Below are 26302 nucleotides of genomic sequence, written 5' to 3'. Positions count from 1 at the left end.
ATTAAGGATTAAAGGCTAACATTAACACCAAATACTACACCTCTGTTAAAAGTTGAGGTAACGCTGTTGTTGGATGAGATGCCCGAATCAGGATCAACCCAGCCAACATTAGAGTAAATTAAACCCGGATTAATGGCCTGTGCATATACCCTTAATTTAGATAATGCTAATTTTTTAGCAATTTTTTCAGGGAAATAATAGCCCAATGAGATATTTCTGATTTTTACGAAGGATCCGTCCTGGTAGTTCATAGCACTTCTGTAAGGATCGCCGGCTGCACTTCCATAATTTGGTGCTGGATAATCGTTTGTTGGATTGGTTGGTGTCCAATAATCAACCAAACGTTGGGCAAAACGGCCCTGTAGTGACTCTGCACCCGTGGCAATTAAGAAATTATATCTTGCAATAATAAAAATAGAAAGGTCGAAATTTTTGTAATTAAAGGTATTGGTTATCCCGCTGGTCCAGCTTGGCGTGTAACTTCCTCTGATCATTCTATCGTTATTGGCATCAATTTTATAATCGTTATTTAAGTCCCTAACCCTAATGCTGCCTGGTTTAAAAGCGCTTGCTGCTGGCAGGTTAGCATTAAATTTGGCCATTTCAGCTAAGTCTTCTGGTGTGTTTTGCCAGATGCCATCTTTTACAAAGTCGTATGCCACTCTAACTTTCTGACCGATAAATAATGTAGATTGAATATCATTTCCATTGGCCAATTTCGTTACTTCATCCTTATTGGCCGAAAAACTTAGGTTTGAAGACCAGCTAAAATCTTTGGATTTCACGTTAATGGTACTTAAAGTTAAATCGATACCACGGTTTTTCGTTTCGCCTATGTTATCAAAAGAACGGGTATAACCGTTTATTGAAGAAATAGGTTTAGACAAAAGAAGATCAACGGTGTTAGATTTGTATAAGTCTAATGACCCACTTATTCTTCCTTTTATAATGCTGAAATCTAGGCCCAAATTATATTGTAGGGTATGTTCCCAACCTAATAATTTATTTGGTAAGGTTGGCGGGTCGGCAAGTGATGCATCAGAGGCTACATATCCGGTTTGTACCGAACCACCATAAGTATAGGTAAGTGGCTGTAGTTTACCAAGTGTAGTACCAAAAGTGATGGCCGAGTTACCTACGCTACCTACACCCAGGCGAAGTTTAAGTTGATCAATCCATTTGATGTTTTTTAAGAAATCTTCCTGATCAATACGCCATGCAAGTGCGGTAGAAGGGAAAAAATCCCACTGATTTCCTTGTGCCAATTGAGAAGCAGCATCCCATCGGGCCGAAGCTGTTAAAAGGTATTTACTGTTAAAGCTATAATTTACCCTCGCCATATATGAAATCAGGGTATTTTTGCTTAAATCGGTACTAAATGCATCTAAACTTGGAATGTTTGCACCACCTAAACCATACCAAAGTGGTTTGCTTAAAGGTATTTTTGTTCCCGTCATCGACGACGTTTCTTCTTTGAAAAGAGATGAACTCTGTAATAATGTAACCCCGAAATTATGTTTTTTGATGGTTTTGTCGTAGTAGATCAAGTGATCTAAGGTATAGGCAAATCTATTGGTCTGGTTAAGTTGAGCATAATTGGTAGAGCCTGATTCGCCAGCGCCACGATTGATTGATTTTGCATCCTGGTATCTACCATTGTAATTGTTATAAAAGTCTGGTCCAAAGTTAATTCGGTATTTTAATCCCTGTAGTAAGCTTACTTCAGCATAAAAAGAGCCGATTGTTCTTAACACTTTACGTAAATTGATATTGTATTGATCCTCACCCACTGGATTTTGAATGTTGATATCGGCACCTGGTAAATTAATCCTGTTACCGTTTACATCAAAAGGTACAGCAACAGGAAGCATGCCAAGCGCTGCACCGTACAAACTGCTCGGGCCTGTTGCATTGCCTGTTGAGAATCCATAGTTCTGCAAGCCGTAAGATGCGGTAATGTTAGCCCCGAATTTAAACCACTTTACTGGATTCAGTTCTACACTTACCTTAGAGGTATAACGGTTATAATCCTGGCCAAGTTCTGTTCCGATCTGGTTTAAGTAACCAAATGAGCCATATGCTTTTAATTTATCTGTACCACCGCTGGCGCTTAATACATGGTCGTGCGTAACACCAGTTCTGGTAACCAGATCCGTCCAATCTGTTGTTGGCACTAAACTGCCATTGTAAACGCCATTTTGCCAGCCCTGGGCAATGTTGGCCGTTACATAACTGTCGTTAGGGAAAATACGGTTATCATCAGCTTGTGTAGGCACAGCAGGATAGGTGGTATTTGCTAGCGCAGCTGGGTTTAGAAAACCTATACGACGGTATGCATCACGGCGGAATTCAATGTATTCGGCAGCATTCATCATCTGTGTTCTGTCCTGGATGGTTTCGATGGTTGCCGTTCCAACGTAATCTAGGGTTAACCTTCCAGCCTTGCCTTTTTTGGTGGTGATTAAAACAACACCATTTGCTCCTTTCGATCCATAGATTGCAGTTGCAGAGGCATCTTTTAAAATATCGATGGCTTCAATGTCGTTAGGGTTAATGGCTTCAATGCCACCTGCGGCAAATGGAATACCATCAACTACATATAGCGGCGAATTGCTGGCATTGATAGAGCGCGTACCCCTAATTAAAATGGAACCGATCTGCCCCGGACGCTCGTTCGATGTAACATCCACCCCAGCTGCTTTACCTTGTATGGCCTGTAATGCATTTTGTACCGGCCTCGATCTGATCTGTTCTGCACCAACGCTCACAACCGCTCCGGTTAAATCACTTTTCTTTACGGTGTTATAACCAACAACTACAACCTCATCTAAATCATTTGTGGAACTTTTTAATTGGATGCTGATCGTAGTTTTTCCATCAACAGGTACCTCTTGTGTAGCATATCCAATGTACGAAACCACCAAAACCGGGTTGCTCACAGTTGATGGGATAGTAATGGAGAAAGCTCCATTGGCATCGGTAGAGGCTACAATAGTTGTACCTTTTACTTTTATGCTAACGCCAACCAAGGTTTCACCTTTTTCATCAACAATTTTTCCTTTAAGGTTAACATCCCGTTTGCTCGTTGAAATGTTTATACCCGAAGTTCCTGGTGTCGTTTTGCGATCGGTCGCATCTGCAGTGTTCGCCACACAAAGTAGGCACAACGCCGACATACCCGTAATCAGGATTTTTTTGCGCGAAGAGCCTCTTCGTCGCTTTAGATTTTCTGGATAAAAATTAAGATCCATAGTTTTGTTGGTTATGTAAATATTTGGTTATTTAGCCAAATAGCATATTAGATGGGTGTGCTATCTGTTTTGAGGGCATATAATTGAGCAATCAATCCATTGTTTGTTGGATGAATTAGCAGTTGTAGAATGAAAATGAGTTAGTTATTAATGTTTTTTGACTACAATAGTCTTTTCTTCGTCTAAGGCTTTAAAATGGCCGAATAGGAGTGGTTAAGTGCAAACGATTGCATTGTTTGATGTATTGTTTTTCTTGCTCATAAGTATCGATTAAAAGAATTGATTATATTTGGTTATACGAGATTAGAACTTTTATTTCGGTAATCCATCCTGTTCCATCCTGTAAGGCATATCCAGATGTCAAGATTTTCTTCTTTGGCTAATAGGTTTTGGCACATTGTTCAATAGTTGTTTGGCTACAACCAGGGGATTAACCCATACTGCTTTTGATTTCGGCTAATTTTTATTTGACAGGCCATTGCCTATTCGATATTTATAACTTCTTAGCGGTTTTTTGATAAAAAAAATGGTCCATGTAAACACACAGACCATTTTTATATTGTTCAATTTTTATATTGTTTAATTATTGTTAGCCTAAAATTGTTCCTGCCTTTTAAAGTTAAAGGCTGTTGTTCCAATTAGGATTACGGTTAGGATCGATATAGATAGCAAATTAACCCAAACTGAAGGCCTATGCTGAGGACTATATTTTTCCAGTTTATAGTCCTTAATATCTGTACTGTCAGCCGTTTTATTCAGAAAAATAACCGGGTAAAAATGTAAACGGATCTGTTCGTGATAGTTTCTAACTGCCTGCTGGAAATCGAGGTGGGCGTTAAGATCCGATCCAGCCATATTGTTTATCCCTAACTGGGTTTGTATGGTAGGGAAGAAAAACGCAAGCGTATTTGTAAATCGCTGTCTGGCGGCCAGTTTATTCTCAATTGCGCGCCTGCTTACCATTGCCTGATCATCGCCTATCTGTTGCATCGCATAATACCAGAACCAGCTAAAAGTTTTCTTTTGCGGGAAGGGATATTGCTTCAGTTCCGGATAATGTTCAAAAAATGGTTTCATTGTAACTTCTTTGGCCATATCCCATTTTTCGTGGTAACCCTCGCGTTGGTTAATTACATTCTGCAGTGCTTCTGGTATAGGATATTTTCGGGTAAGAAAAAGGTTAAGTGATGCTGGAATTACAATGCAGATAAGCACCCAAACAGCAACCAATGCCGATGCATTAAAGTTCGATGATTTTGCTAATGAAATGATAAAAAATGAAACTGCAAACCAGAAGGCCAGATAAAGAAAAATAAGTGTAGTTATTGAAAAGAAAATGAAATCCACAGGCAAATGCAGATAAAGAACAGCTACAAATAATAGTAATAAAGCAACAGAAAAAATTACGGCTACCCTAACTAAAAATTTTTGCCAGATTACCCGAAAAGACCGGTTGGTCTGCGCTTTTAAAAGCGACCAAACTCCACTTTCTTTTTGCTCCGAAAGTAAGTTATAGCTAAAGGCAATAATCACCAGGGGAAATAAAAAGATAAATACAAAACTCAGATCCATGTTGCCCAAAAGCAGGCTTACCGGGTTATTAATGTCTGTATCGTAAATCTGACCTTCTAAACCCAGCATGGTTACCGAAATTAAATAAGGGTTAATGTCACGCTGCCCATTAGCAAAGGCGGCCCAGGCATTGGGTGCATTAGCCAATGAAAACTTATTGTGGTAAAACAATAAGCCAATATCTTTACCAAAATGATCGATATTGCTGAAGGTGTTTTTCTTTTGTAATATTGCCGCTTTTTCAATTACGGCCTGTTGGTTGGCAATAAATGTTTTGCCGAAATACAAACCGGCAAAGCCTGTAATCAGCAGCACAATGATGCCTATCCATGAGGAGCTGTTTCTAAAAAACAGTTTAAATTCGAGGTTATATATACTTTTTTTCATCCTTAATCGCTATATCGTTTTAATCCACCTGGTCGTGTATTGTAACAGCATGACCGTTGCCAATAACCAACAGGTTAAAGCACTCAGTGCCAATAACTCATTTGTTATTACTGAACTTAATTTGCCAAAGTGGTAATTGAAATCAGGTTGCTCGGCCCAGTTTGCCTTGCTAATAGCCAAAGGTTTTTCTTCTTCTCCCGGGGCAATGTTACTGATCTTATCAATCTGTAGTTTATTCATCTTTTGCGCCAGCTGATAACGGTAGGCTTCTGCCTGATTCTGAAAATCAACAAAAGTATCAAAATCAGAGGCTGTTAAGGCCATCGAAATATGTTTGAGGGATAAGTAAGGGTTAATGAAACCTGCTACCGTTGTAATGCTGTTCTGCTTTTCAAAAATTTTATTCAGCTCCTTTTGGTGGTTGCTGTAAATTTTTGAGGTTATTTTTTCGCCCTCTGCCATAATATAACCACCATAGTTAAAAGGCAGTTTTTTTACATCGGTAACACCGTAAGTTTTGAGCAGTGAGTCTTTAATAGCAGCATAATGTGGGTCATCTGGATTATGGCTATCGCCCTGTTTATGGATGTCGGTAGCAATGGCATCGGCAAACTCTATTTTAGATGGGGAGGGGTAAATTTTGACGCCGATTGCCTGGGTGATCCTGGGCATAATAACCATAAAAAATATCCAGCAGGCCAATAAAGTAGTTAAAGCTGATTTAGAACTGCGTGCAAAAGCCGAAACTAAAACCGTAATGGCAGATACAATGAAGAAATAGATCGCATAGCTAAGTATCAATACCGTTAAGCGCAAACTGGCATCACCACTAATCTGCCAATGACTCAGCGAGGCCCATAACAAAATGGTAAGCAGCATAAGGGGGATAAATATCGACAAACAAACAGCAATTATGCCCAATGTTTTGCCCCAGAGGAGCTGTTTCCAGCTTACATTTTGGCATAGCAGGATCTTTAATGTCCCCGATTCGCGCTCAGCCGAAATGCTGTTGTAACCTAAGAAGAAAATGAGAAGTGGTACCAGGAGCTGCAGCACCATGGCTACACTGATTTCGCCGAAGCGCAACGTTCCGTTAGAAAAACCTGCTTCACTAAAATTTACTGTGTTTTGTTTATGCGCTTCTAAAAAGATCGATACACCGGCAAAACTTTCTATTCCAAAATCGAAGAAACTCAGTTCATGTTTCTCGCGAAAGGCGAGGTAACCATAGTGCGCCATCCGGTGTGGGTGTTTATCTGGTTTTGCCAACCATTGTGCCCTAACCAATTCTTTATAGTGCAGGCGCTGATTGTTTTGTGTTTTAAAATTCTGCCAGCCCACGTAAGTGGCCAAACCAAGCGATAAACCTAATAAAAGGGTTAAGGCTAAGGTGGCCCTGTTATTAAGGGCGGTTTTAAAAGTTTGTTTGGCTATAGTGCTTATTCTATTTGGCATTATATTCTATAGGTTACGTTAAACATTACATTTCTTGGTGTACCAGGGAAAAGGCGTAGATAGTTTTGTGCGCCAACCCAATAGGTTTTATTTAAAATGTTATTCATATTTACAGCCAGTTGCACTTTAGAACCAGCTGGAGAATAATAAAGCGCAGCATCTACCAGGGTATAAGCAGGCAATACAAAATCTCTGATGTACAGCGGAAGTTTAGTGCCACTATACTGTAAACCAGCTCCAAAACCTATTCCCTTTAGCTTAAGGGTTTCAAAATTGTAGCGTGTCCATAAACTGGCACTGTGTTTTGGTGTGTTCTGCACCCTTTGACCAATTAAATCAGGATTAAAATCATCCTTAATAATGGCGTCTACATAACTATAACCTGCATTAAACTGCCAGTTAGGCCTGATAAAACCAGAAGCTTCGAATTCGACACCACGGCTGCATTGGGCACCACGTTCTATCAGGCGGTTTACATCCAATGGATCGTTTGCATTCATCAATAGGTTTTTCTGGTTAATTTCGAATACCGAAATGTTAACCATTAAACTTTTATTCAACCATTCGGATTTTGCACCAATTTCTTTTAAATCACTTTCTAAAGGTTTAAAATTGGTGCCTGCAGGTGGTGGAACAATAACCAGAGTTGAGGTATTGCCTTGCGGCTGGTACCCTTGTAAATAGGTTGCGTAAAGGTTAATGTTTGTGTTTATGGCATAGGTAATTCCGGCCCTTGGCAAAAGCTTATGCTGATAAATTTTCTTTTCAGTAGCCAATTTGTAATTGCTGTAATCCTCATACCACTCTTGTCGTAAACCCAATGTTAAGGTAAGTTGATGGTATTTTATCTGATCTTGCAGGTAGACTGCATTAACCAAATTATATGCGGCCGGAATTTCTGTTTTGGTAAAAACGTAATCGCTTAAATTTTTAATGGTATAGGTCGGGTTGGACAGATTAAAGTGCTCTACATTCGGCACTGGTGCATTTATACCATTTACGACCTTAAATAAATAGAGGTCTTTTTTTGTGGGATCGTACCTTGCCGCAATGGTTCCATCTTTTAAACGGTAGCCCTGCGCCGAGTTTTCGCCTCCGCCACGCAGTTTCTGAGTGTTTATTCTATCGTACCCGATTACCAGCTTATGGCTTAGGCTAAAAGTATTGGCGTTTATACTAAAATAAGTGCTTAAGTTGTCGGTTCGCCATTTTTGCTGACGCTGAACGGCACGCATGGCCGCTAACGTAGGGATAGGTTGATTGTTTTCATCAACGCCAAAAGCATTTGTAGTTCTATGTTCTAAAAGATCCTCGTTCCAGTTTTGCTTCATATAGGCCACATTAAATACAATATCCTGTGTAAGGCTATGCGAAAAATTGGTCATCAACATTAAATCCTGACTGTTAAAACGGTCGTTACTGGCGCCCATATTAAAACTGATCGGTGTACTTTTTAAATCGGTTTTACCAGCAATTGCACCAAAAATAGCCTGTCCGCGGTCTAACCTTGAGTTGCTGTTGTTCATTACCACTTCTACATTTAAACTTGTTCGATCGTTCGGGATGTACGAAAAAGAAGGGGCAATCAGGTAACCCTTTCTGTATTGCAGGTCTCTGAAGCTTTTACTGTCTTCATAACCTACATTAAGCCTGTAAATCAGCGTTTTATCAGCATTTAAAGGGCCAGTAAAATCTAAAGCGCCTCTAATGGTGCTGAAACTTCCGGCCGAGAGACTGATCTCTTTGCGATCTTCAGTCAGTGGTTTTTTGGTTACCAGGTTAATGCTTCCCCCTGGATCTACGCTAGAGAATGTAGCACTTGCCGGACCTTTTATTACTTCTATCCGCTCCAGATTATTGGTTAAAGGCTGGTTAAAATAATATTGGCGGGTACGCATACCATTAATAATAGCACCCTCTTCGTTCTGGTTAATTCCCCTGATCGAAAATTGGTTGTAATAGCTGCTTTGTGATACGCTGGTTACATTTTTAACCGCATCGGCCAGTACAGCCGCCTGCCTGTCGGCAATTAATTCCTTCGAAACCGAAGAAATAGCCTGTGGAATGTCCTTGTTCAAAGTAGCCGTTTTAGTGGCCGAAAAAGAGTAGTTGCCATAGTACTTTTTGCCATTGGTACCTACCACTTCAACAGTCTGCAATTCTTCGTTGGCGCTTTGCAGCACAATTGCATCCAGTTTTAAATCACCAATGCCATTAACGGAGTAAATGCGATTAAAAGTGCTGTAGCCTATGGCACTAATGGTGATGGTATAATTGGCCATTTGAGGTAAAACAACTGAAAAATTACCGAGCGAATCGCTGCTGGTATTCAGTTGATCTTTCCCATTCTTAAATTTAATAGTGGCTTTTTGGATAGCTTGGTTTTGGGTATCGATCACTTTTCCACTTACCTTAATCTGAGCAAGAGTGACCAGGCTAAATGTGCTGAAGAGCAATAACAAACAGATTGCACGGAAAATAGAAAGACCTTTATATATTGGGTACATGAAATGGATTTGTTTTTAAATAGTTTGTAAGTATAATTCCTGCAGATCGGCCGCAGTAATGTCGCTGGCTTTAAGGGTATGGATCAATTCGCCTTGTTTCATAATGCCAATGTGCGAACCTACATTTACCGCATTAAAAATATCGTGCGTAGCCATCAGAATTGATTTTCCCTCGGCAGCTAATTGTTTAACCAGTTGGGTAAATTCTGCGGTGGCTTTTGGGTCTAATCCACTGGTAGGCTCGTCCATTAAAATAATCTTTGCGTTTTTGGCCAGTGCAATAGCTATACCCACTTTTTGGCGCATGCCTTTACTAAAGCCCGATAAATGTTTGTGGTGGGCAGCTTCCTGTAAACCACATTGCTTTAAAAAACCGATCAAGCTTGAAGTACCATAGTTAAACCCAGCCAGTTTAGAAAAGTAATCGAGGTTTTCGATTGCCGAAAGATTGCTGTAAAGCATAACCACCTCCGGAATGTAGGCCAGATGTTTCCGCCGTTCGTCATCGTGTGCAGAGATTTCCTCGTTGTCGATTAAGATTTTTCCGCTACTTGGCTCAATAAAACCCAGGAATAAATTGATTGTAGTGGTTTTTCCGGCACCGTTTTGGCCCAGCAGGCAAAATACTTCACCGGGGTTAACAGTTAAATTAAGCTGGTTTAAGGCCTGATAAGATTGATAATTTTTGGATAATGAAATGGCTTGAAGCATAATAAAATATTGGCGCATACCAAACAGGCATGTGCGTTAAACAGAGTAAATTTTAAGGTTATGAAAAGAAACTTCTTGAATGAAGATTAAGCCATTAGGCTAGGTGGGCCTTTATTGGCACAGCATAAGATATAAGCAACAGGATGCCTCATGAGGTACACGCAAGGTTTAATGGCTGGTTTAACTACAGGTAAAGCAAATGCAATAGGAGCAGGAAAATCGAAAAAGTGCGATCGGTGTTTCAACACCTCGCACAATTTACATTTTAGCTTTGCCGAGCTCAATTGTTTCAGTGGATACACCTGAGAACTTTGCTTGCTGTAACCGGTTTTTTCGGCGCCATGATGGTGAAGGCTTTCTATCAATGTTGCATTAAGAAATACCGCCAACAGCAATACCGCCCATATACGGGCAAAAATTTCTTTGCGATATGTGTACACTGAATATTTCAATGCAACAAAGTTACATTTAAAAATATATAAATCAAATACTATGTTGTTCTGTTATTACTGAGCCGGTTAACTTGATGTCGTTTCATCAACTGCGGACTAATATTATTGTCTTTTGACTTCGCTATCATCGACAGACTCCAATATAGGCATCGTCCTTTAGATTTGTATAATGGAATTATAGTTTATTTTTATCTATTAATAATATACAAATATTACCTAACTCGGTAGCGGCTCATTAACAGATCGTCAAGGTTTTTATACCTATGCAATGATAAAATCCGCTACCGTTTTTCCCTTAGTGACCAGATAACAATTAGGGCAATACCCATTATTAAGGACTAGGATCGATGGGTTGAAAAGTAGGTAATTATTACAAACATAAAAAAATGCCATCATGATTACCAAAACAAAATTTTTTATCGGAATTGATGTCTCAAAGCCCTACTTCGATGTTTCCCTAATGGCTGTTATAAAGCATAAAAAACAAGGTATTGAAACCGGACACTTTGCTAATACCGGTGATGGTATAAAACTGTTCGGGAAATGGCTTAAAGCAAATGGTGTTTCTATGGATGGGGACTCACTTGTTGTTATTGAAAATACAGGTATCTACCATCGGCTGATCTGGTCTTTCTGCAGCAAAAAAGGTCTGCCAATCCATATTGGAAATGCTGCCCATATTAAATGGAGCTTTGGGATTGCCCGGGGGAAGAATGACAAGATAGACAGTATGCGCTTATGCAGCTATGCGTTTAAGGAAGCTGATGAATTAAAGGCTACAGAAGCCTTAAATCCCGTTTTATGCAGGCGTTGCACCTTTTGAGAGCACTAGCGGGATTAGTATAAAAGGAAAGCCCAGAGTACACCGAATGGCAAACAAAGAACTCAAAAGGTTACTTCATTTAGGTGCTTTATCACTGATCCAGCATAATCAGGAATTTAAGAATTACTACAATAGAAAAAAGGATGAAGGTAAAAATAGTATGAGTATTCTAAATGCCATCAGGAACAAAATAGTGCTTAGAGTAGCAGCCGTCATTAAAAGTAAAACTAATTATAAAAACAACTATAAAATAGCAGCATAAAACTTGGATTAGTCATAACAATCATTGCGAGAAGGAATGACGAAGCAATCTTTCATGCCAGTGATCCTTGCCATAAAGATTGCTTCGTCAGCTGAAAAAGCCTTCTCGCAATGACGATCTCCCACAGCTACTTGAACCCGCAATGAAAAAAAATATATATTTTAGCAGCTTATCTAATATTAAAACTACAATATGAACAAGCAGATTCCTCCATTTTTTTTAAGCGACGAGTATTTTATTGATGAGAAAGTAAACTTTTTAAAGTTTGCTAATGAGTACAAAGTTTATAACGATCAGGGTGCTCAAATCGGGATTATTAAACAGCGTATTTCTGGCTGGCAAAAGGCTTTAACCTTATTGGTTGATAAGCGGATGATGCCTTTTAAATTAGAAATTACCGATATTAACGACCAGTTGCAGGCCACCATTACAAGAGGCTGGACCTTCTGGATGTCGAAAATTATTGTGACCGATCCGCTTGGTGTTGAAGTGGGCATTATTAAACAAAAATTTAAATTTTTCAAGCCAACTTTTACCATTTCGAGCCCAACATCGGGAGAAGAGATCGCAAAAATATCTGGTGATTGGAAGGCCTGGAACTTTAGCATCACCAATAATGCAGGTGCGGAAATGGGCAAAATAAACAAAAAGTGGGCTGGTGCTTTGAAAGAAGTTTTCACCACGGCCGATAAATACAATGTATCTATCGATCCAAGTTATGCCGAAAGCAATCAGAAAGTTGCAATTGTGGCCACAGCCATAACCATCGATATGGTTTTGAAGGAAAGTAAATAAGAAAGTTAATGATTGAATGAGAGAGTGACTGAATGAGAGAATGATTGAATGATAAAATGAGTGGATGATTGAATGTAAGGAACGAAAGATTTAATAAAAATCCTCTAAGCATTCACTCACTCAAAATTCAATCATTCTCTAATTAATTATTTTCTCATTTAATCATTTCTTTGGGTTAAATTTGGAGCCTACAATTTAAGGTATCTTCAGTGATATGGAAAAAACCAAAGAAGCCAAAAAGCCGAGTATTTTCAGTTTACTTGGAAACTACAGGGGCTTGATTTTTATGCTGATCCTGTTTGCGTTGCTCAGTAACGGTATCAACTTACTCTTACCAAAAATTATTGCAAGCGGTATCGATTCTTATACCAACAAAACTTTCAATCTTCAATCCATACTGCTTCAGTTTTCACTGGCTATTGTACTGGTTTTCATTTTTACTTATTTGCAGAGTATTGTGCAAACCTATGCTTCTGAACGTGTGGCAAGAGATTTAAGAACCAGGCTATCTGATCAGATTTCGAGACAAAGCCATGCCTACATTATTCAGGCTAATCCCTCAAAACTGCTAACCAACCTTACTGCCGATGCCGATTCGATTAAAATGTTTGTTTCGCAGGCTATTGTTTCTATCTGTTCGTCTATATTTTTAATTGTTGGCGCAAGCATCCTGCTCTTAATGATTAACTGGAAACTGGCACTTTGTGTAATTGCGATTGTACCAATTATTGGCGGCGCGTTTTTTTATGTATTAAGCAAGGTAAAAGTGCTTTTCAAAAAGAGCAGGGAAGTGATCGATTGGTTAAACAAAGTAATCAGCGAAAGTATTTTAGGTTCGGCTCTGATACGGGTAATTAATTCTCAAACTTTAGAATACCATAAATTTTTAGATGCAAATGCCAAAGCGAGAGATTTAGGGATATCCATCCTGCGAATGTTTGCAGCCTTGATTCCGGTTATTGTTTTTACAGCCAATTTATCTGGTTTGTGCATTTTGGTGCTTGGTGGTCATTTTGTAATTACCAATTCGATGACCCTGGGCGAGTTTACCGCTTTTAGCAGCTACCTCACACTCATTATATTTCCTATTTTGGTAATCGGTTTTATGAGCAATGTAATTGCGCAGGCTACGGCATCTTACCAAAGGATAGAAAGCGTGCTGAATGCTGCTGAAATTAAACACCCTGGTACGCTAAGCACACAATTGCGAGGGGATGTGGAAGCGAAAGACCTTAATTTGAGTTTCGGACAAAAACCAGTTTTAAAATCGGTTTCATTTTCGGCTAAAGCAGGTTCTAAAACAGCTATTATCGGCCCTACAGCTGCAGGTAAAACACAATTACTTTATATTTTAACAGGTCTTATTGAAGCGGATTCTGGTGTGGTGCTGTTCGATGACCAAGAAATTAAAAAGTACAACCAGGAGAATTTTCACCAACAGGTTGGCTTCGTATTTCAGGACAGCATTATGTTCAACATGAGCATCAGGGAAAATATTGCCTTTAGCGATACCGTTACAGATGAGTCTTTAGCGAAAGCCATAGCTACTGCCGAACTGAAAGATTTTGTAGATGCCTTACCTGATCAATTGAATACTATTGTTTCGGAACGTGGAAACAGCCTTTCGGGTGGGCAAAAACAACGCATTATGCTGGCCAGGGCTTTAGCGGTGAATCCAAAGATCTTGTTGCTTGATGATTTTACAGCCCGTGTTGATACCAATACGGAGAAAAGGATTTTGGAGAACATCCAACAAAATTATCCTGGTTTAACTTTACTTTCCATTACACAAAAAATAGCTTCTGTTGAACATTACGATAAAGTGATTTTGCTGATGCAAGGCGAAATCATCGCAGAAGGAACCCATCAGGAATTGCTGAAAAGCAGTCCCGAATATGTTCAGATTTACAATTCACAACAGAGCACCAGTAATTATGAACTACAATCTTAACCAGCTTAACACCAGGCAGGAAAAGCAATCTACTTTGAAGGCGCTGAAAAGCCTGCTAAAACTGATCTCGGCTGAACGTAAGAACCTTTGGTTGGCGCTGATTGCCATTTTGGTTAACTCAGGTCTGTTGCTTTTGGGTCCATTACTGGTTGGCCATACCGTTGATACCTATATCCGCACCAAACAGTTTCATGGTGTGCTTATTTTTGGTGGTATACTGTTGGTGATGTACATGATTGCCATGGTTACCGGTTACACCCAAACCAGGTTGATGGGCGGAGTAGGCCAACGAATGTTATACACTTTGCGTAATGCCATTTTTAATAAACTGCAGGAGTTACCGGTTTCATTTTTTAATCAGAACAAAGCTGGCGATCTGATTTCGAGGGTAAATAATGATACCGATAAGCTGAACCAGTTTTTCTCACAGTCCTTAATGCAGTTTATAGGTAGTATTGTAACCATGATCGGTGCCGGTATTTTCTTGCTATCGATTAATTTAGAGCTGGGCGCCGCAACACTTTCGCCTGCGGTGGTAATCGTTCTTTTCACGATGGCTCTATCACCCTGGGTAAAAGGAAAAAATGCCAAAAACTTAAAAAGCGTTGGCGGAATGAGTGCCGAAATACAGGAAAGCCTGAACAACTTTAAAGTGATTATTGCATTTAACCGCAGGGATTATTTTAGGAAACGTTTTAATGAAGCCAATACTGAAAATTATAAAACAGCCATAGTTGCAGGTTTGGCTAATAATATTTTTGTGCCGGTTTATGGTTTGTTATCGAGTATAGCACAGCTGATTACCTTATTATTTGGTATTTACCTGATTTCTACCGGCAACTTTACATTGGGTTTATTGGTGAGTTATATTGCTTATACCACAAATTTTTATAATCCGCTAAGGCAATTGGCTGCCCTTTGGACAAGTTTTCAGGTGGCTATGGCCAGTTGGGACAGGATATCTCAGATCCTATCGTTGGAAAGTGACCTAAAACAGATCAAAGTTGACGAAAATATCAATTCTGATGCTTTGCTTGAGTTTAAAAATGTACATTTTTCTTATGACGAGAGCAAAGAGATTCTGCACAACATTAACCTGAGATTTGAAAAAGGAAAAACTTATGCTTTGATTGGTCCAACCGGAGGAGGAAAAACCACTACTGCTTCTTTAATTTCGCGTTTGTACGATGCCACAAAAGGAACGGTTTTATTAAATGGTAAAGATATCCGTTCATTTTCTGCTGAAGAAAGAACACAAAAAATCGGATTCATTTTACAAGAACCATTTTTATTTACCGGAACTGTAAAAGAAAATATTCTATACGGCAATAGTCAATATAAGGATGTAAGTGATGTGCAGCTGGAGAAAATAATTGAAGAAGCCAACTTAAACGCACTTTTAGCTATATTTGATGAAGGATTAAATACACAGATTACTTCCGGATCGGACAGTATAAGTTTGGGTCAGAAACAGTTGATTGCCTTTATGCGTGCAGTGCTAAGAAATCCTGAACTGTTAATCCTTGATGAAGCTACAGCCAACATCGATACCATAACCGAACAGCTTTTAGGAAGCATTTTAAATAAACTGTCGAAAGAAACCACGCTTGTTATTATTGCACACCGTTTAAACACCATCGAAAATGCCGACGAAATTTATTTTGTGAATGAAGGCGAAGTGCAAAAAGCTGGTACGCTGAATGATGCATTAAATATGTTACTGAAAGGGAAACGGGTAAGTTGATATCTTTATAAACCTTTCAGGTTTTTGAAACCTGAAAGGTTTATTTAAAAAAAATACAATGAAAAAATATTTTCTCTTTTTGGCTCTTTCAGCCATAAGCACCGTCTCTTTTGCGCAAAGCGAAGGGCAAAACCTTTTTGTTCAGGATAGTTTAAAGTTGATTTCTTCGCAGTTTAAGTTTACAGAAGGTGCATCAGTGGATAAACAGGGAAACGTGTTTTTTACTGATCAGCCTAATGATAAAATCTGGAAATATAGTATTGATGGCAAACTGAGCCTATATATGGACAAATCGGGAAGGGCAAACGGTACTTATTTCGATAAAAAAGGTAACCTGATTGTTTGTGCCGACGAGAATAACCAGCTCTGGTCTATCGATAAAAACAAAAAGATAAAAGTGCTCTTCAGCGATTATGAAGGCAAAAAGGTAAATGGACCAAATGATATCTGGTTGGATGCTAAAGGAGGCATTTATTTTACTGACCCTTATTATCAGCGCGATTATTGGACCAGGAAATCGCCTGAGATTCAGGGGCAAAAGGTATATTATCTTCCGAAAGGAAAAAAAGAAGCCATTATCGTGACGGATGATATCATCAAGCCTAATGGTATTGCAGGTACTCCGGATGGCAAATTTTTGTATGTGGCCGATATGAGCGCCAATAAAACTTATCGTTATCGTATTGGTGCCGATGCGAAATTAACAGATAAGCAACTTTTCCTTAATCAGCATTCAGATGGAATGACTTTAGACAGTAATGGAAATATTTATGTAACTGGAAAAGGGGTGAATATTTACAAACCTACCGGCGAAAAAATCGGTCATATTGATATACCAGAAGAGTGGTGCGGTAACATTTGTTTTGGTGGAAAAGACAAAAACATGCTTTTTATTACGGCTTCAAAATCGCTGTATGTTATTCCAACGAATGCGAAGGGAGTGGAGTAATAGTTTGTTATAGCCATTTAAGCGCGTGTAAAGCCAAAAAATAAAAGATGAATTAAGCCGAAAAATTTTTCTGTTCAGTTTATTCAACCCCTAAAAATATTAAAGGCATTAATTAGTTTTGGATTCCTACTTATAGGGATAGACGACTATGAAAAAGCCCTCTCAGGATTGAAGGGCTTTTTTACTTTAAATTGTCTTGTTCTGAAAAAGACAATGCAAAAAAATATCACTGATATTCTCCTTCGGCACCTTAGTTAAGTTCTATAAAGCTGCAATCAATTTAAAACACCGAAAAGCTGGGATTAATTGATATGGCGTTAACTTAAAAAGAAGTTATATTGCTGTCGAATTTATTCTAAACAATTTCTGATGAAAAAAATATTATTACCACTATTTTTAGTGGGTATTTTTTGTTTAAATGCTGCTGCCCAAAGAACCGAAATCCTGTTAGATGAAGGCTGGAAATTTTCAAAAGGAAATTTCCCGAATGCTGCCGAAGCTACTTTTAATGATACCCGCTGGGAAACTGTTTCTGTTCCGCACGATTGGGCCATTAGCGGACCTTTTGATAAGGAAATAGACAAACAGGTAACCGCCATCACTCAGAACGGCGAAAGCAAAGCCACTGAAAAAACGGGCAGAACAGGAGCCTTACCTTATATTGGCGAAGGTTGGTACCGAAAAAAACTGAATCTCCCAGCGCTTAAACCAAACCAGAAAGTGCTGCTACAGATAGATGGCGCCATGAGCGAACCTCGTGTTTACCTGAACGGGAAACAGGTTGGACAATGGAATTATGGTTACAATTACTTTTATATCGACATCACGAACGACTTAAAAACGACTGGTAATTTGTTGGCTATTCATCTTAAAAATATGCCTAAATCTTCTCGTTGGTATCCTGGGGCGGGTTTATACCGAAATGTGCATTTAATCATCAAAGATGAAAAAAGCATCGAACAATGGGGGATTACGGTAACGACCCCAATAGTAAAGAAAGAATTTGCCAAAGTGAATATCAAAACCAAATTAACAGGCAAAGGTATTCGTTTGGTTACGCAGATTTTAGATAGTTTAGGTATGCAGGTGGCAATTGATACTGCGAAATCAATCTTTGGAAACGAAACCGATCAAAATATCGAAATCAGCAATCCCAAACTTTGGAGCCCCGAAAGGCCTTATTTGTACACTTCGGTATCGAGCGTATATGAAGGTGGGGTATTGAAAGATGTAGTGAAAACAAGATTTGGAATCAGAACAATCAATTTCAGCGCTGGGGTAGGATTTAGCCTGAACGGCAAGGTAAGAAAATTTAAAGGCGTTTGCCTGCACCACGATCTTGGTCCGCTTGGCGCTGCTATTAATACCGCTGCATTAAAAAGACAATTAACGATTTTGAAAGAAATGGGCTGCGATGCCATCAGAAGTTCGCACAACATGCCATCACCCGAGCAATTGGAGTTATGCGATGAAATGGGATTCATGTTTCTTGCCGAAAGTTTCGATGAATGGGCGAAGGCCAAGGTAGAAAATGGTTACCATTTATATTTCAATACCGGTGCCGAAAAGGATATTGTAAATCTGGTACAGGCCAATAAAAATCATCCTTGTATCGTGATGTGGAGCTCGGGAAATGAAGTGCCCGATCAGTTTGGTTCCGAAGGTGTTAAAAGGGCTAAATGGCTTCAGGAAATTTTCCACCGCGAAGATCCTACACGTCCTGTTACCGTAGGGATGGATCAGGTGAAGGCAACCATGCAATCGGGTTTTGGTGCATTAATGGATATTCCAGGTTTAAATTACCGGGTACATCTTTATGAAGAAGCCAATAAGGTTTTTCCACAGGGCTTTATTTTGGGATCGGAAACAGCCTCAACGGTAAGCTCCCGGGGGATATATAAATTTCCGGTTGTAAAAGGATTTGATAAACAATATCCTGATTTTCAGTCTTCTTCTTATGATCTTGAATATTGTAGCTGGTCTAATGTACCTGACGATGACTTTGTAATGCAGGACGATAAACCATGGGTAATTGGAGAATTTGTTTGGACAGGTTTCGATTACCTCGGCGAACCAACCCCTTATGATAGCAGCTGGCCATCAAGAAGTTCTTATTTCGGGATTTCTGATCTGGCAGGTTTACCCAAAGACCGTTATTACCTATACAGAAGCCGTTGGAATAAAGCTGCCCCAACGTTACATTTACTACCACATTGGAACTGGGAGGGAAGAGAAGGTCAAACTACGCCAGTTTTTGTATACACCAGTTATGATAGTGCCGAACTTTTCTTGAATGGTAAAAGTTTGGGTGTACGTAAAAAAGATAAATCAACGTCACAGAACCGCTACAGGTTGATGTGGATGGATGTAAAATACGAACCAGGAACCTTAAAGGTTATAGCTTTTGACAGCAATGGGAAAGCTGTAGCCGAAGAAAAGATAACTACGGCAGGTAAACCTCATAAAATTGTGTTAACACCGGATAGAAAAGAGATTGCAGCCGATGGAAAAGATCTGTCTTTTGTAACCGTATCGGTCGTTGATCAAAAAGGTATTCCTTGTCCAATAGCCACTAATGCTTTAAACTTTGAAGTAAAAGGAGCAGGGACATTCAAAGCGGTTTGTAACGGCGATGCTACTTCTTTGGAATCGTTTGTAAAACCAACCATGAAATTATTCAGTGGAAAACTGGTGGTGGTGGTACAGTCAAATAAAAAAGGCGGAACTATACAATTAAATGTTAAAGGAAAAGGATTAAAGAGTGAAGGTTTGGAAATTGTTTCCCTAAAGTAATCTTTCATATTAAATATATCTTTATTTAGTGTGTAAGTTAAAATCATACATGTTTTTTATTCAAATAATTGATTTTAAGTTTTTTAATAATAAGTAATTGTCGTTTTAGTTGAAAAATTATCATTAAAAGAGCTGCATTCTGCGGCTCTTTTGTTTTTTAACACGAATTGTATAGGTCCTGTTACAATTAATCTTATTTGGAATAATTTTTTAAATTAGCATATATTAAAAAACCTGATAAGCTTATGGAAAATCTAAAAGAAGAAACCAAAATCAAAGCTTTCCTCACCAGGATAAAAGCAGAGTGGCCAGGAGTGGTAGAACGCTTTGAGTTTAAAACAGGCAGTGTAATTTACGTTCATTTAAAGGAAGGCATATCGAGTATGGATTTTCTCGGTAAACTTTCCAGACAGGTAGAACGTTTTGTCGATTTCAGTATGCCGATTATCTTGTATCATATTGAGAGTGATGGCATGAACTTAAGGTCGCACCCAATTAATTGGTATTCTTCCATTACGCAAGGAAAATCTTTTTAATGCTCATAAACATTCGTGGTTAATACCTTAAACTGTAAAATGGCAGCCATAATCTTTACAGTTGTAAATCTTTTGTGCATAATTAGCAATTTTGTTTGCCAGTAATTTTGGTTTTTGGGTTTTAATCCTATTTTTGGTTTTTAATTTAAAAACATCCAGTATAATGAAAAACGGAACAGTAAAATTTTTTAACTCAGAAAAAGGCTTTGGCTTTATTAAAGAAGAGAGCGGATCTGAGATTTTTGTGCATGCATCAGGCCTGATTGACGAAATCAGAGAGAATGATACAGTTGAATACGAAGTTCAAGAAGGCAAAAAAGGCCTTAATGCAGTGAAAGTAAGAGTTGTTTAATTCTTCCCCAAAAGATTTTGAGCAGGATTTAGTCCTGCTTTTTTTTGCCCTTATATTTTGTATTTCGCCATCGAAACCGGGTACATCATTAACTGAACAAAAAGGTTGAAAAAATTTCGTTCTCATTTCTAGTTGATTACCAATCTGACCCGCTTTACCCGCTATCTATATAGTTGTTTTCTGAATTGGATTTTTATTTTTGCTAATGTCGATCTAGTCGGCCGGAACCAAACAAATTAAATATTTTTGCAACTTTCTATTTTTTCAATTCAGGAACCTGTTATAAGCAACAAACCTCTTGATCGGGGTACTTTTATGGCTGCAGCACAGTTTGTAACAGCACTTAACTTTGCGGGCGAATTTGAGCTCTTAAGTTTATCGGCCATGAATACACAGGTTGGAGCAGCTAAAAAGGGCGGATTGGTATTTGTGCGCAATGGGAAGTTGAAAATGCATCCCGAAATCTACGATCATTTATCCCTGATATCAATATCTTCCATCTGTGCAGGAAGTGTTTATTTTCATGGCCGTGATAAAATTGCTGTAGAAATTGTAAATCTTCCTTATAAGGATGGCCTTTTAAACTTAGCAGGTGCTGAAGAGGATTATATGGCCTTTAAGCGTTTATGTAGTCCTGTTTCCCGGTTCTTTTTGCTACAAGCCAAAAAAGTACAGTGGTCTGCAATCCTATCTACATTTAGGTTTTTTATGATGGAAGGCATTTGGGATGTGGTTAATTTTGTTGCCCATGCACTGCATCAGGCTGATACCGATGTACTCGCCTGTGCACAGCTTTTAGAAAGCATGCAAAAACAAGAATGGTATCCTGGTTTTTGTCAGTCGCTACAAGATTTCCACGGTTCTCGTTATCCTTTAAGTAAAGTAGGTTTAGAATCAGAACTTCCAGAAATGGCCTAAATTATTTCAGGTAATTTTCTAATAAAGCACTTATTTCATCTCCGATAGCTCTATTGCCCATGTTATTAAGTTTTTGCTGCGAAGAATTATGTTTTTCGATATATGTAGCCTCTGTTTTATTGAATTTAAGATAACCCTGCTCAAAATAACGTTCTTCAATTTCGGTAGAAGAATCCATCGACCTGAACCATAATTTAATCAACGAGCCTGTAATTTTATCAAAGTAAAGCCAGTGGTAGGTCGCTTCTGCATCTGCATTATCAGGCAGACCAAGACGCTGAATTTCTAGAATAGCAGTATCAGAATTTTGGAAAAAGTATAAAATCTTATATTTAGACGACATGCCGCAAAAATAGGACTTAATTTTTGATCACAAAAAACATTTTTGCTGTTTAGATTTAATATTGTTGATTTAAACGAATTCGTCTTTCCCGCGCAGGCGGGAATCTTAAAGCTTATTGCATTACGATTATTCATAAGGTTTCCTTTTATTTAGAGGCATTCATGAGCACTCCGTGGTTCCCAATCAACCCGATAGCAATCGGATGTAGCGCAGTCCCGAATTTTCGGGAGAGAGATCTTTGTGCCAAAGTTATGGAATCAAAGTTAAAAGATTTTGCTTCGCAGAGCCTTCGGGTTCTCCACTGCGGTCGAAATGACGATTTATCCTAACTAATGTTTCTCGCCTTTAATTACCTTAAATAAATGCAAAACCTGTGGGAATAGGGCATCCATACTTTCTTCTACACCACTTTTTGAGCCAGGGAAGGTAAGTACCAATGTTTCTCCGATAAAACCAGCTACGCCGCGAGAAAGCATGGCATAAGGCATGCGCTCCTGTCCGTAATGTCTCGCAGTTTCCATAATCCCATCGATATTGCGGTCAATTAAGGGGGCAATGGCCTCTGGAGTTACATCACGGGGTGAAAGGCCTGTTCCTCCGGTAAAAATGATCAGATGATAACCACTTGCACTTAATTCACCGGCTTTATCCCGAATGATATTGATCTCGTCGGGTACGATTTCATACTTCCCGGCATTGATGTCCCATTGGGTTAATCTCGAAATAATCGCTTTGCCCGAGCTATCTTGTGCTTTGTTTTCGAAAATAGAATCCGAACAAACTACAACAGCCGCTTTTAGTTCAGGGAATTTGGCATTTTTAAGATCAGATTTTCCTCCAGATTTTTTTAAAAGCCTAATATTTTCTATTTCAACGCCTTTATCAATCGGTTTTAACATATCGTACATGGTTAAAGCCGTAACCGAAGCACCATGCATGGCTTCAACTTCTACACCTGTTTTGTAAATGGTATGTACTTCAACCGTAATAATGATGGTTAAACCAACAATTTCGTAAGTAATAGCGGTATATTCAATTGGAAGCGGGTGACAATCCGGAATTACATCGCTGGTTTTTTTTACGCCAAATAAACCCGCTGCACGGGCAAATTCAAATACATCGCCTTTGGGGATTTTGCGTTGCTCAACGGCATCAATGGTTTCTTGCTTCGATACCTTTACAGTAGCGGTTGCAACGGCAATCCTTAAGGTGTTGGATTTTTTTGTGATGTTTACCATATTAAATATTTTCTTTCCACTGGTGGGTTTCGTCTTCGAATATTTCTTTTCCCCAGATCGGTAATTCTGCTTTTAACCGGTCTACCACTTCACTACAGGCCGCCATTGCCGGTTTACGGTGTGCCGACGAGGTGAAAACAAAAAGGCAGATTTCGCCTGTTTTAACTGTGCCCAAACTATGATAAATATGCATGCAATTGAGTGGGTATTTTTCGAAGATTTCTTCCCTGATCTGATGCATTTTTTCGAGTGCAAGGTCTTCATATGCCGTATATGCTATCGCTGCAACAAATTTGCCTTCAATTTCATCTTTTCTCACCTGGCCCATAAAAATACTATGGCCTCCAATAGCTGTTTTGCTGTTGTGTTTGGCAATACTGTCGGCTATAAAAGCAGGTTCGATTGGGCCATTTACAAATATGTTTTTTATCTTTTTTTCGCTCATGTTAGGGTTTGAGAAAATGATCTCTCCATTTTACGATACCACCTTTTAAACTGTATATTTTTTTTGCATCACCATATTTTTCCTGCATGGCCTCTGCTGCGGCTACACTTCTGATGCCATGCTGGCAGATCAGAACCACATGTTTTTGATAAAATTCTTTACTCATAAAGGCGCCAAATTCTGACATTGGTACCTGCGTAAAAATCTGTTTATCCAGTATGGGTACTTCGTGCCTTTCGCGTACATCGATTAAAATTGTCGATTCTAACTGCTGAAGTTTAACCAGTTCACTGGCATCAATTTCTATATATCCCTGTGGTCCTTCGCTCGTATCCTGATAATCCATATTTAAAAATTCATCAACAGTTTTGGGAAGGGTATACCCGCCTCCATGACTGATGTTGATGGTATATTGTTCTTGTGTAAGTAAGTTGTAACTTAAAATTTTATTGGTGAGCGGCAGCCCGATTTTGGCAATCAGTTTAATGGTTTCAGCGGCAGCCATGGTACCTAATATGCCCGGCAATACACCTAAAACGCCATTTTCGGCACAATTGGCTACTTCTCCTTTATCGGGTGGAACGGGGAAAAGATCGCGGTAATTGGTGCTGGGCGTTAAATGATCAGGAGTGTTAAATATGGCCAACTGACCCTCAAAGCCTGAAACTGCAGCAAATATAAGCGGTTTGTTCAATAGTGCACAGGCATCGTTAATGAGGTACCTGGATTCGAAATTGTCTGTACCATCCAATATATAATCGTATCTGGATAGAATATCGAGGATGTTATTTTTCTGCAAACGGATGGGATGACGGATAATCCCGATCTGGGTATTCATCTCCTGCAAGCGCTTTGCTGCAACCTCTACCTTCAGCTTTCCGATATCAGCTGTAGTAAAAAGAATCTGCCTATGTAAATTGGACAATGAAATGGTATCGTCATCAACTAGACCAATATGGCCAATGCCTGCAGCAGCAAGATATTGTAATGCAGGACAGCCTAAGCCTCCAGCACCAATTACCAGTACTTTTGCCCTTAAAAGCTGCTGTTGTGCCTCCTCTCCAAATCCTTTAAGGATAATCTGCCTGTTATATCGTTCTGCACTCATATCGTTTATCCCCCAGAAAAAGGTGGCATTATGGCAATTGTAGCATTGTTGGTAATTTCTGTATTTTCCTGAATGATATTTTTATTCAAGGCAAGTTTATATTTCATGCTTTTTAAAGCAGGAAACTGATTTTCTAGATACTGTTTAAAAGTATCGGTATCAGCAATGCCATCAACTTCAATATTTTGATTGTTAATAAACTCGGCAATTTTACCAAAACTAATCAATTCGATTTTCATCTGTATATCTTTGTTTTTTATCGGTGATGAAGCTATCATGAGCATATTTTTCATCAGTATATGTTTGTTTTTTAATTGTTATGAAGCTATCATGAGTTTATATGCATTTCTGTTGGTGACTTGTAACTCATGATGGTTTCACAAGTTTCTATTTGATTTTTGTGTTTAAGCGCTCGCAGGCTCGGATTATTACCGTGTGAGAGTGTTTGCTCATGATGGTTTCATGCTGCTAATTTACCTGTAAGATGCTGATTTTACTCAATCCTTTTACAAATCTTCTTCCTGTAGCGAAATCGCTTGGTGTAATAATGGCGATATTTCCCTTTTCAGCCTTGGCAGGATTGGTATCATAACCGGTTAAAACCAGCACTTGATTTCCCGTAGGCGAATTAAAGATTTCATTCCACGAGTACACCACCTTATAATTATCGGTTGCAGTAAAAACCAGGTAATATTCACTTAATTTTTTTGGAACGCTGGCATCTATTTCTACCTTGGCCAAAATATCTTTCAAAAGCACACCTTTAATATTTTTAATGCTGCTTTTACGCTGCATTAAGTGGTTAAAAATTGTCATACTATCCAAACTAACGGATTTATAAGCACTTAAATTGTCTAAAGTAACTGTTAGCGGAGCTTTAACCGTTCCTTCGATTACAAATTGCTTGCTCTCTTGTGCATTTACCGCAAAACTTAAAAATAATAAGGCGATGATAAGAAATTTCATATTACGCATGTGTAAATAGTAATTTATAGGCGGCCAGTGCCAATACACAGGCCAGAACATTTTTTAAAACGGTTTGCGGGAATTTTAAAGCACCAAAATAAGCCCCACAAATGCCACCCACGAAAGCTACGCAAACATAGGCGAGCATGTGGCTGTTAAATTCGAAGCCTTTAATGAGTTGGCCACCTAAACCAGCAACCGAATTAACGAAGATGAATGCTGCGCTAATGGCTGCGGTCTGTTTTTGATCCGTCCATTTTAAAAGCAACAGAATAGGAGAAAGGATAATGCCTCCACCGATACCGATCATACCGGAAAGTAAGCCGATAATACCGCCAATGGCAAGTGATAGCGGAATATTTGATGGTTTGAAATCTTTTGGATCGGTATTTTTAAAGAAGAAAAAACGGATGACCGGGAGGAGTAAAAGTAGCCCCAGGATTTTTTTATAAATTGAACTTTCGATTACCATCATACCACCCACAAAAGAGAGCGGAATAGAGGCAAGCGCAAAAGGCCAAAAGGTTTTCCACTTAAAATGACCACCACGGTAAAACTGAATAAATGAAGTGGAGGAAACAAACAGATTGAGTAATAATGCTGTAGGTTTCATGATGGCTGGCGAAATGGCAAAAATAGCCATCAGCGCGAGGTAACCGCTTGCTCCGCCATGCCCTACTGAGGCATATAAAAAGGCAACTATAAAAAGTAAACAGTAAAAAAGGATGAAACTTTCTTGCATGG

The 26302-nt window shown here is 38.9% G+C and carries 23 protein-coding genes; 10 read left to right on the top strand and 13 right to left on the bottom strand.

Features of this window, described 5'->3' with window-relative positions; translation table 11 throughout:
* Window positions 1-8: 8 nt before the first annotated feature.
* The 6 genes from ACTJKN_RS14625 to ACTJKN_RS14600 form a co-directional block, all read right to left on the bottom strand.
* Window positions 9-3251 (bottom strand): SusC/RagA family TonB-linked outer membrane protein, encoded by a 3243-nt coding sequence (locus tag ACTJKN_RS14625; protein WP_440826070.1) that lies wholly within the window; start codon window positions 3249-3251, stop codon window positions 9-11.
* A gap of 594 nt (window positions 3252-3845) precedes the next feature.
* Window positions 3846-5210, bottom strand: a complete 1365-nt coding sequence (locus ACTJKN_RS14620; RefSeq protein WP_440826069.1) for a DUF3526 domain-containing protein — start codon at window positions 5208-5210, stop codon at window positions 3846-3848.
* A 9-nt stretch (window positions 5211-5219) separates the two neighbouring features.
* Window positions 5220-6665: an ABC transporter permease gene (locus ACTJKN_RS14615; protein ID WP_440826068.1), complete on the bottom strand. Its 1446-nt coding sequence runs from the start codon at window positions 6663-6665 to the stop codon at window positions 5220-5222.
* Window positions 6665-9172, bottom strand: coding sequence for a TonB-dependent siderophore receptor (locus ACTJKN_RS14610; RefSeq protein WP_440826067.1), 2508 nt, complete (start codon window positions 9170-9172; stop codon window positions 6665-6667). The genes ACTJKN_RS14615 and ACTJKN_RS14610 overlap by 1 nt, the downstream gene beginning before the upstream one ends.
* A gap of 15 nt (window positions 9173-9187) precedes the next feature.
* A complete protein-coding gene (locus ACTJKN_RS14605; protein ID WP_440826065.1) occupies window positions 9188-9883 on the bottom strand; it encodes an ABC transporter ATP-binding protein in 696 nt (231 codons plus the stop codon).
* A gap of 86 nt (window positions 9884-9969) precedes the next feature.
* Window positions 9970-10335: a hypothetical protein gene (locus ACTJKN_RS14600; protein ID WP_440826063.1), complete on the bottom strand. Its 366-nt coding sequence runs from the start codon at window positions 10333-10335 to the stop codon at window positions 9970-9972.
* Between the two features lie 394 nt (window positions 10336-10729).
* On the opposite strand from ACTJKN_RS14600, the gene ACTJKN_RS14595 reads away from it, so the two are divergent.
* From ACTJKN_RS14595 to ACTJKN_RS14550, 10 genes are all read left to right on the top strand, one after another.
* On the top strand, window positions 10730-11158 hold the full coding sequence (locus tag ACTJKN_RS14595) for an IS110 family transposase (RefSeq protein ID WP_440826061.1): 429 nt from the start codon (window positions 10730-10732) through the stop codon (window positions 11156-11158).
* Window positions 11127-11420, top strand: coding sequence for a transposase (locus ACTJKN_RS14590; RefSeq protein WP_440826555.1), 294 nt, complete (start codon window positions 11127-11129; stop codon window positions 11418-11420). Before ACTJKN_RS14595 ends, ACTJKN_RS14590 begins: the two co-directional genes overlap by 32 nt.
* A 192-nt stretch (window positions 11421-11612) precedes the next feature.
* On the top strand, window positions 11613-12215 hold the full coding sequence (locus ACTJKN_RS14585; protein WP_230145212.1) for an LURP-one-related/scramblase family protein: 603 nt from the start codon (window positions 11613-11615) through the stop codon (window positions 12213-12215).
* Window positions 12216-12429: 214 nt separating this feature from the next.
* The gene (locus ACTJKN_RS14580) at window positions 12430-14166 is read left to right on the top strand and encodes an ABC transporter ATP-binding protein (RefSeq protein ID WP_440826059.1); all 1737 of its coding nucleotides are present in this window, start codon (window positions 12430-12432) and stop codon (window positions 14164-14166) included.
* On the top strand, window positions 14150-15910 hold the full coding sequence (locus tag ACTJKN_RS14575) for an ABC transporter ATP-binding protein (RefSeq protein WP_440826057.1): 1761 nt from the start codon (window positions 14150-14152) through the stop codon (window positions 15908-15910). The genes ACTJKN_RS14580 and ACTJKN_RS14575 overlap by 17 nt, the downstream gene beginning before the upstream one ends.
* A 58-nt stretch (window positions 15911-15968) precedes the next feature.
* Window positions 15969-16859, top strand: coding sequence for an SMP-30/gluconolactonase/LRE family protein (locus ACTJKN_RS14570; protein WP_440826055.1), 891 nt, complete (start codon window positions 15969-15971; stop codon window positions 16857-16859).
* Between the two features lie 369 nt (window positions 16860-17228).
* Window positions 17229-19652, top strand: a complete 2424-nt coding sequence (locus tag ACTJKN_RS14565; protein ID WP_440826054.1) for a DUF4982 domain-containing protein — start codon at window positions 17229-17231, stop codon at window positions 19650-19652.
* A gap of 245 nt (window positions 19653-19897) precedes the next feature.
* Window positions 19898-20188 (top strand): hypothetical protein, encoded by a 291-nt coding sequence (locus ACTJKN_RS14560; RefSeq protein WP_057933358.1) that lies wholly within the window; start codon window positions 19898-19900, stop codon window positions 20186-20188.
* Between the two features lie 163 nt (window positions 20189-20351).
* On the top strand, window positions 20352-20540 hold the full coding sequence (locus ACTJKN_RS14555; RefSeq protein WP_025142821.1) for a cold-shock protein: 189 nt from the start codon (window positions 20352-20354) through the stop codon (window positions 20538-20540).
* Between the two features lie 246 nt (window positions 20541-20786).
* Window positions 20787-21458, top strand: a complete 672-nt coding sequence (locus ACTJKN_RS14550) for a hypothetical protein (RefSeq protein ID WP_440826052.1) — start codon at window positions 20787-20789, stop codon at window positions 21456-21458.
* A gap of 1 nt (window position 21459) precedes the next feature.
* On the opposite strand, the gene ACTJKN_RS14545 is transcribed toward ACTJKN_RS14550, so the two are convergent.
* The 7 genes from ACTJKN_RS14545 to ACTJKN_RS14515 all read right to left on the bottom strand — a co-directional run bounded on the left by ACTJKN_RS14545 (window position 21460) and on the right by ACTJKN_RS14515 (window position 26300).
* Window positions 21460-21801, bottom strand: coding sequence for a hypothetical protein (locus ACTJKN_RS14545; protein WP_440826050.1), 342 nt, complete (start codon window positions 21799-21801; stop codon window positions 21460-21462).
* Between the two features lie 329 nt (window positions 21802-22130).
* The gene (gene moaCB, locus ACTJKN_RS14540; RefSeq protein ID WP_440826048.1) at window positions 22131-23039 is read right to left on the bottom strand and encodes a bifunctional molybdenum cofactor biosynthesis protein MoaC/MoaB; all 909 of its coding nucleotides are present in this window, start codon (window positions 23037-23039) and stop codon (window positions 22131-22133) included.
* Window position 23040: 1 nt separating this feature from the next.
* The gene (locus ACTJKN_RS14535; RefSeq protein WP_440826046.1) at window positions 23041-23484 is read right to left on the bottom strand and encodes a molybdenum cofactor biosynthesis protein MoaE; all 444 of its coding nucleotides are present in this window, start codon (window positions 23482-23484) and stop codon (window positions 23041-23043) included.
* A gap of 1 nt (window position 23485) precedes the next feature.
* Window positions 23486-24592 (bottom strand): ThiF family adenylyltransferase, encoded by a 1107-nt coding sequence (locus ACTJKN_RS14530; RefSeq protein WP_440826045.1) that lies wholly within the window; start codon window positions 24590-24592, stop codon window positions 23486-23488.
* A 5-nt stretch (window positions 24593-24597) separates the two neighbouring features.
* Window positions 24598-24885 (bottom strand): MoaD/ThiS family protein, encoded by a 288-nt coding sequence (locus ACTJKN_RS14525; protein WP_440826043.1) that lies wholly within the window; start codon window positions 24883-24885, stop codon window positions 24598-24600.
* A gap of 175 nt (window positions 24886-25060) precedes the next feature.
* Window positions 25061-25558: a molybdopterin-binding protein gene (locus ACTJKN_RS14520; protein WP_440826042.1), complete on the bottom strand. Its 498-nt coding sequence runs from the start codon at window positions 25556-25558 to the stop codon at window positions 25061-25063.
* 1 nt (window position 25559) lies between these two features.
* A complete protein-coding gene (locus ACTJKN_RS14515; protein ID WP_440826041.1) occupies window positions 25560-26300 on the bottom strand; it encodes a sulfite exporter TauE/SafE family protein in 741 nt (246 codons plus the stop codon).
* Window positions 26301-26302: the final 2 nt, after the last annotated feature.

The sequence above is a fragment of the Pedobacter sp. 22163 genome, from assembly GCF_052045595.1.
Taxonomy (GTDB): domain Bacteria; phylum Bacteroidota; class Bacteroidia; order Sphingobacteriales; family Sphingobacteriaceae; genus Pedobacter.
The sequence above is the reverse complement of the archived record's forward strand: the minus strand, read 5'-3'. Positions and strand labels throughout refer to the sequence as shown.

Bases quoted from the DNA above. Each gene is read 5' to 3' on its own strand.
- ACTJKN_RS14625 (WP_440826070.1), bottom strand. From the start codon at position 3,251: ATGGATCTTAATTTTTATCCAGAAAATCTAAAGCGACGAAGAGGCTCT.
- ACTJKN_RS14620 (WP_440826069.1), bottom strand. From the start codon at position 5,210: ATGAAAAAAAGTATATATAACCTCGAATTTAAACTGTTTTTTAGAAAC.
- ACTJKN_RS14615 (WP_440826068.1), bottom strand. From the start codon at position 6,665: ATGCCAAATAGAATAAGCACTATAGCCAAACAAACTTTTAAAACCGCC.
- ACTJKN_RS14610 (WP_440826067.1), bottom strand. From the start codon at position 9,172: ATGTACCCAATATATAAAGGTCTTTCTATTTTCCGTGCAATCTGTTTG.
- ACTJKN_RS14605 (WP_440826065.1), bottom strand. From the start codon at position 9,883: ATGCTTCAAGCCATTTCATTATCCAAAAATTATCAATCTTATCAGGCC.
- ACTJKN_RS14595 (WP_440826061.1), top strand. From the start codon at position 10,730: ATGATTACCAAAACAAAATTTTTTATCGGAATTGATGTCTCAAAGCCC.
- ACTJKN_RS14585 (WP_230145212.1), top strand. From the start codon at position 11,613: ATGAACAAGCAGATTCCTCCATTTTTTTTAAGCGACGAGTATTTTATT.
- ACTJKN_RS14580 (WP_440826059.1), top strand. From the start codon at position 12,430: ATGGAAAAAACCAAAGAAGCCAAAAAGCCGAGTATTTTCAGTTTACTT.
- ACTJKN_RS14575 (WP_440826057.1), top strand. From the start codon at position 14,150: ATGAACTACAATCTTAACCAGCTTAACACCAGGCAGGAAAAGCAATCT.
- ACTJKN_RS14570 (WP_440826055.1), top strand. From the start codon at position 15,969: ATGAAAAAATATTTTCTCTTTTTGGCTCTTTCAGCCATAAGCACCGTC.
- ACTJKN_RS14565 (WP_440826054.1), top strand. From the start codon at position 17,229: ATGAAAAAAATATTATTACCACTATTTTTAGTGGGTATTTTTTGTTTA.
- ACTJKN_RS14560 (WP_057933358.1), top strand. From the start codon at position 19,898: ATGGAAAATCTAAAAGAAGAAACCAAAATCAAAGCTTTCCTCACCAGG.
- ACTJKN_RS14555 (WP_025142821.1), top strand. From the start codon at position 20,352: ATGAAAAACGGAACAGTAAAATTTTTTAACTCAGAAAAAGGCTTTGGC.
- ACTJKN_RS14545 (WP_440826050.1), bottom strand. From the start codon at position 21,801: ATGTCGTCTAAATATAAGATTTTATACTTTTTCCAAAATTCTGATACT.
- moaCB (WP_440826048.1), bottom strand. From the start codon at position 23,039: ATGGTAAACATCACAAAAAAATCCAACACCTTAAGGATTGCCGTTGCA.
- ACTJKN_RS14535 (WP_440826046.1), bottom strand. From the start codon at position 23,484: ATGAGCGAAAAAAAGATAAAAAACATATTTGTAAATGGCCCAATCGAA.
- ACTJKN_RS14530 (WP_440826045.1), bottom strand. From the start codon at position 24,592: ATGAGTGCAGAACGATATAACAGGCAGATTATCCTTAAAGGATTTGGA.
- ACTJKN_RS14525 (WP_440826043.1), bottom strand. From the start codon at position 24,885: ATGAAAAATATGCTCATGATAGCTTCATCACCGATAAAAAACAAAGAT.
- ACTJKN_RS14520 (WP_440826042.1), bottom strand. From the start codon at position 25,558: ATGAAATTTCTTATCATCGCCTTATTATTTTTAAGTTTTGCGGTAAAT.
- ACTJKN_RS14515 (WP_440826041.1), bottom strand. From the start codon at position 26,300: ATGCAAGAAAGTTTCATCCTTTTTTACTGTTTACTTTTTATAGTTGCC.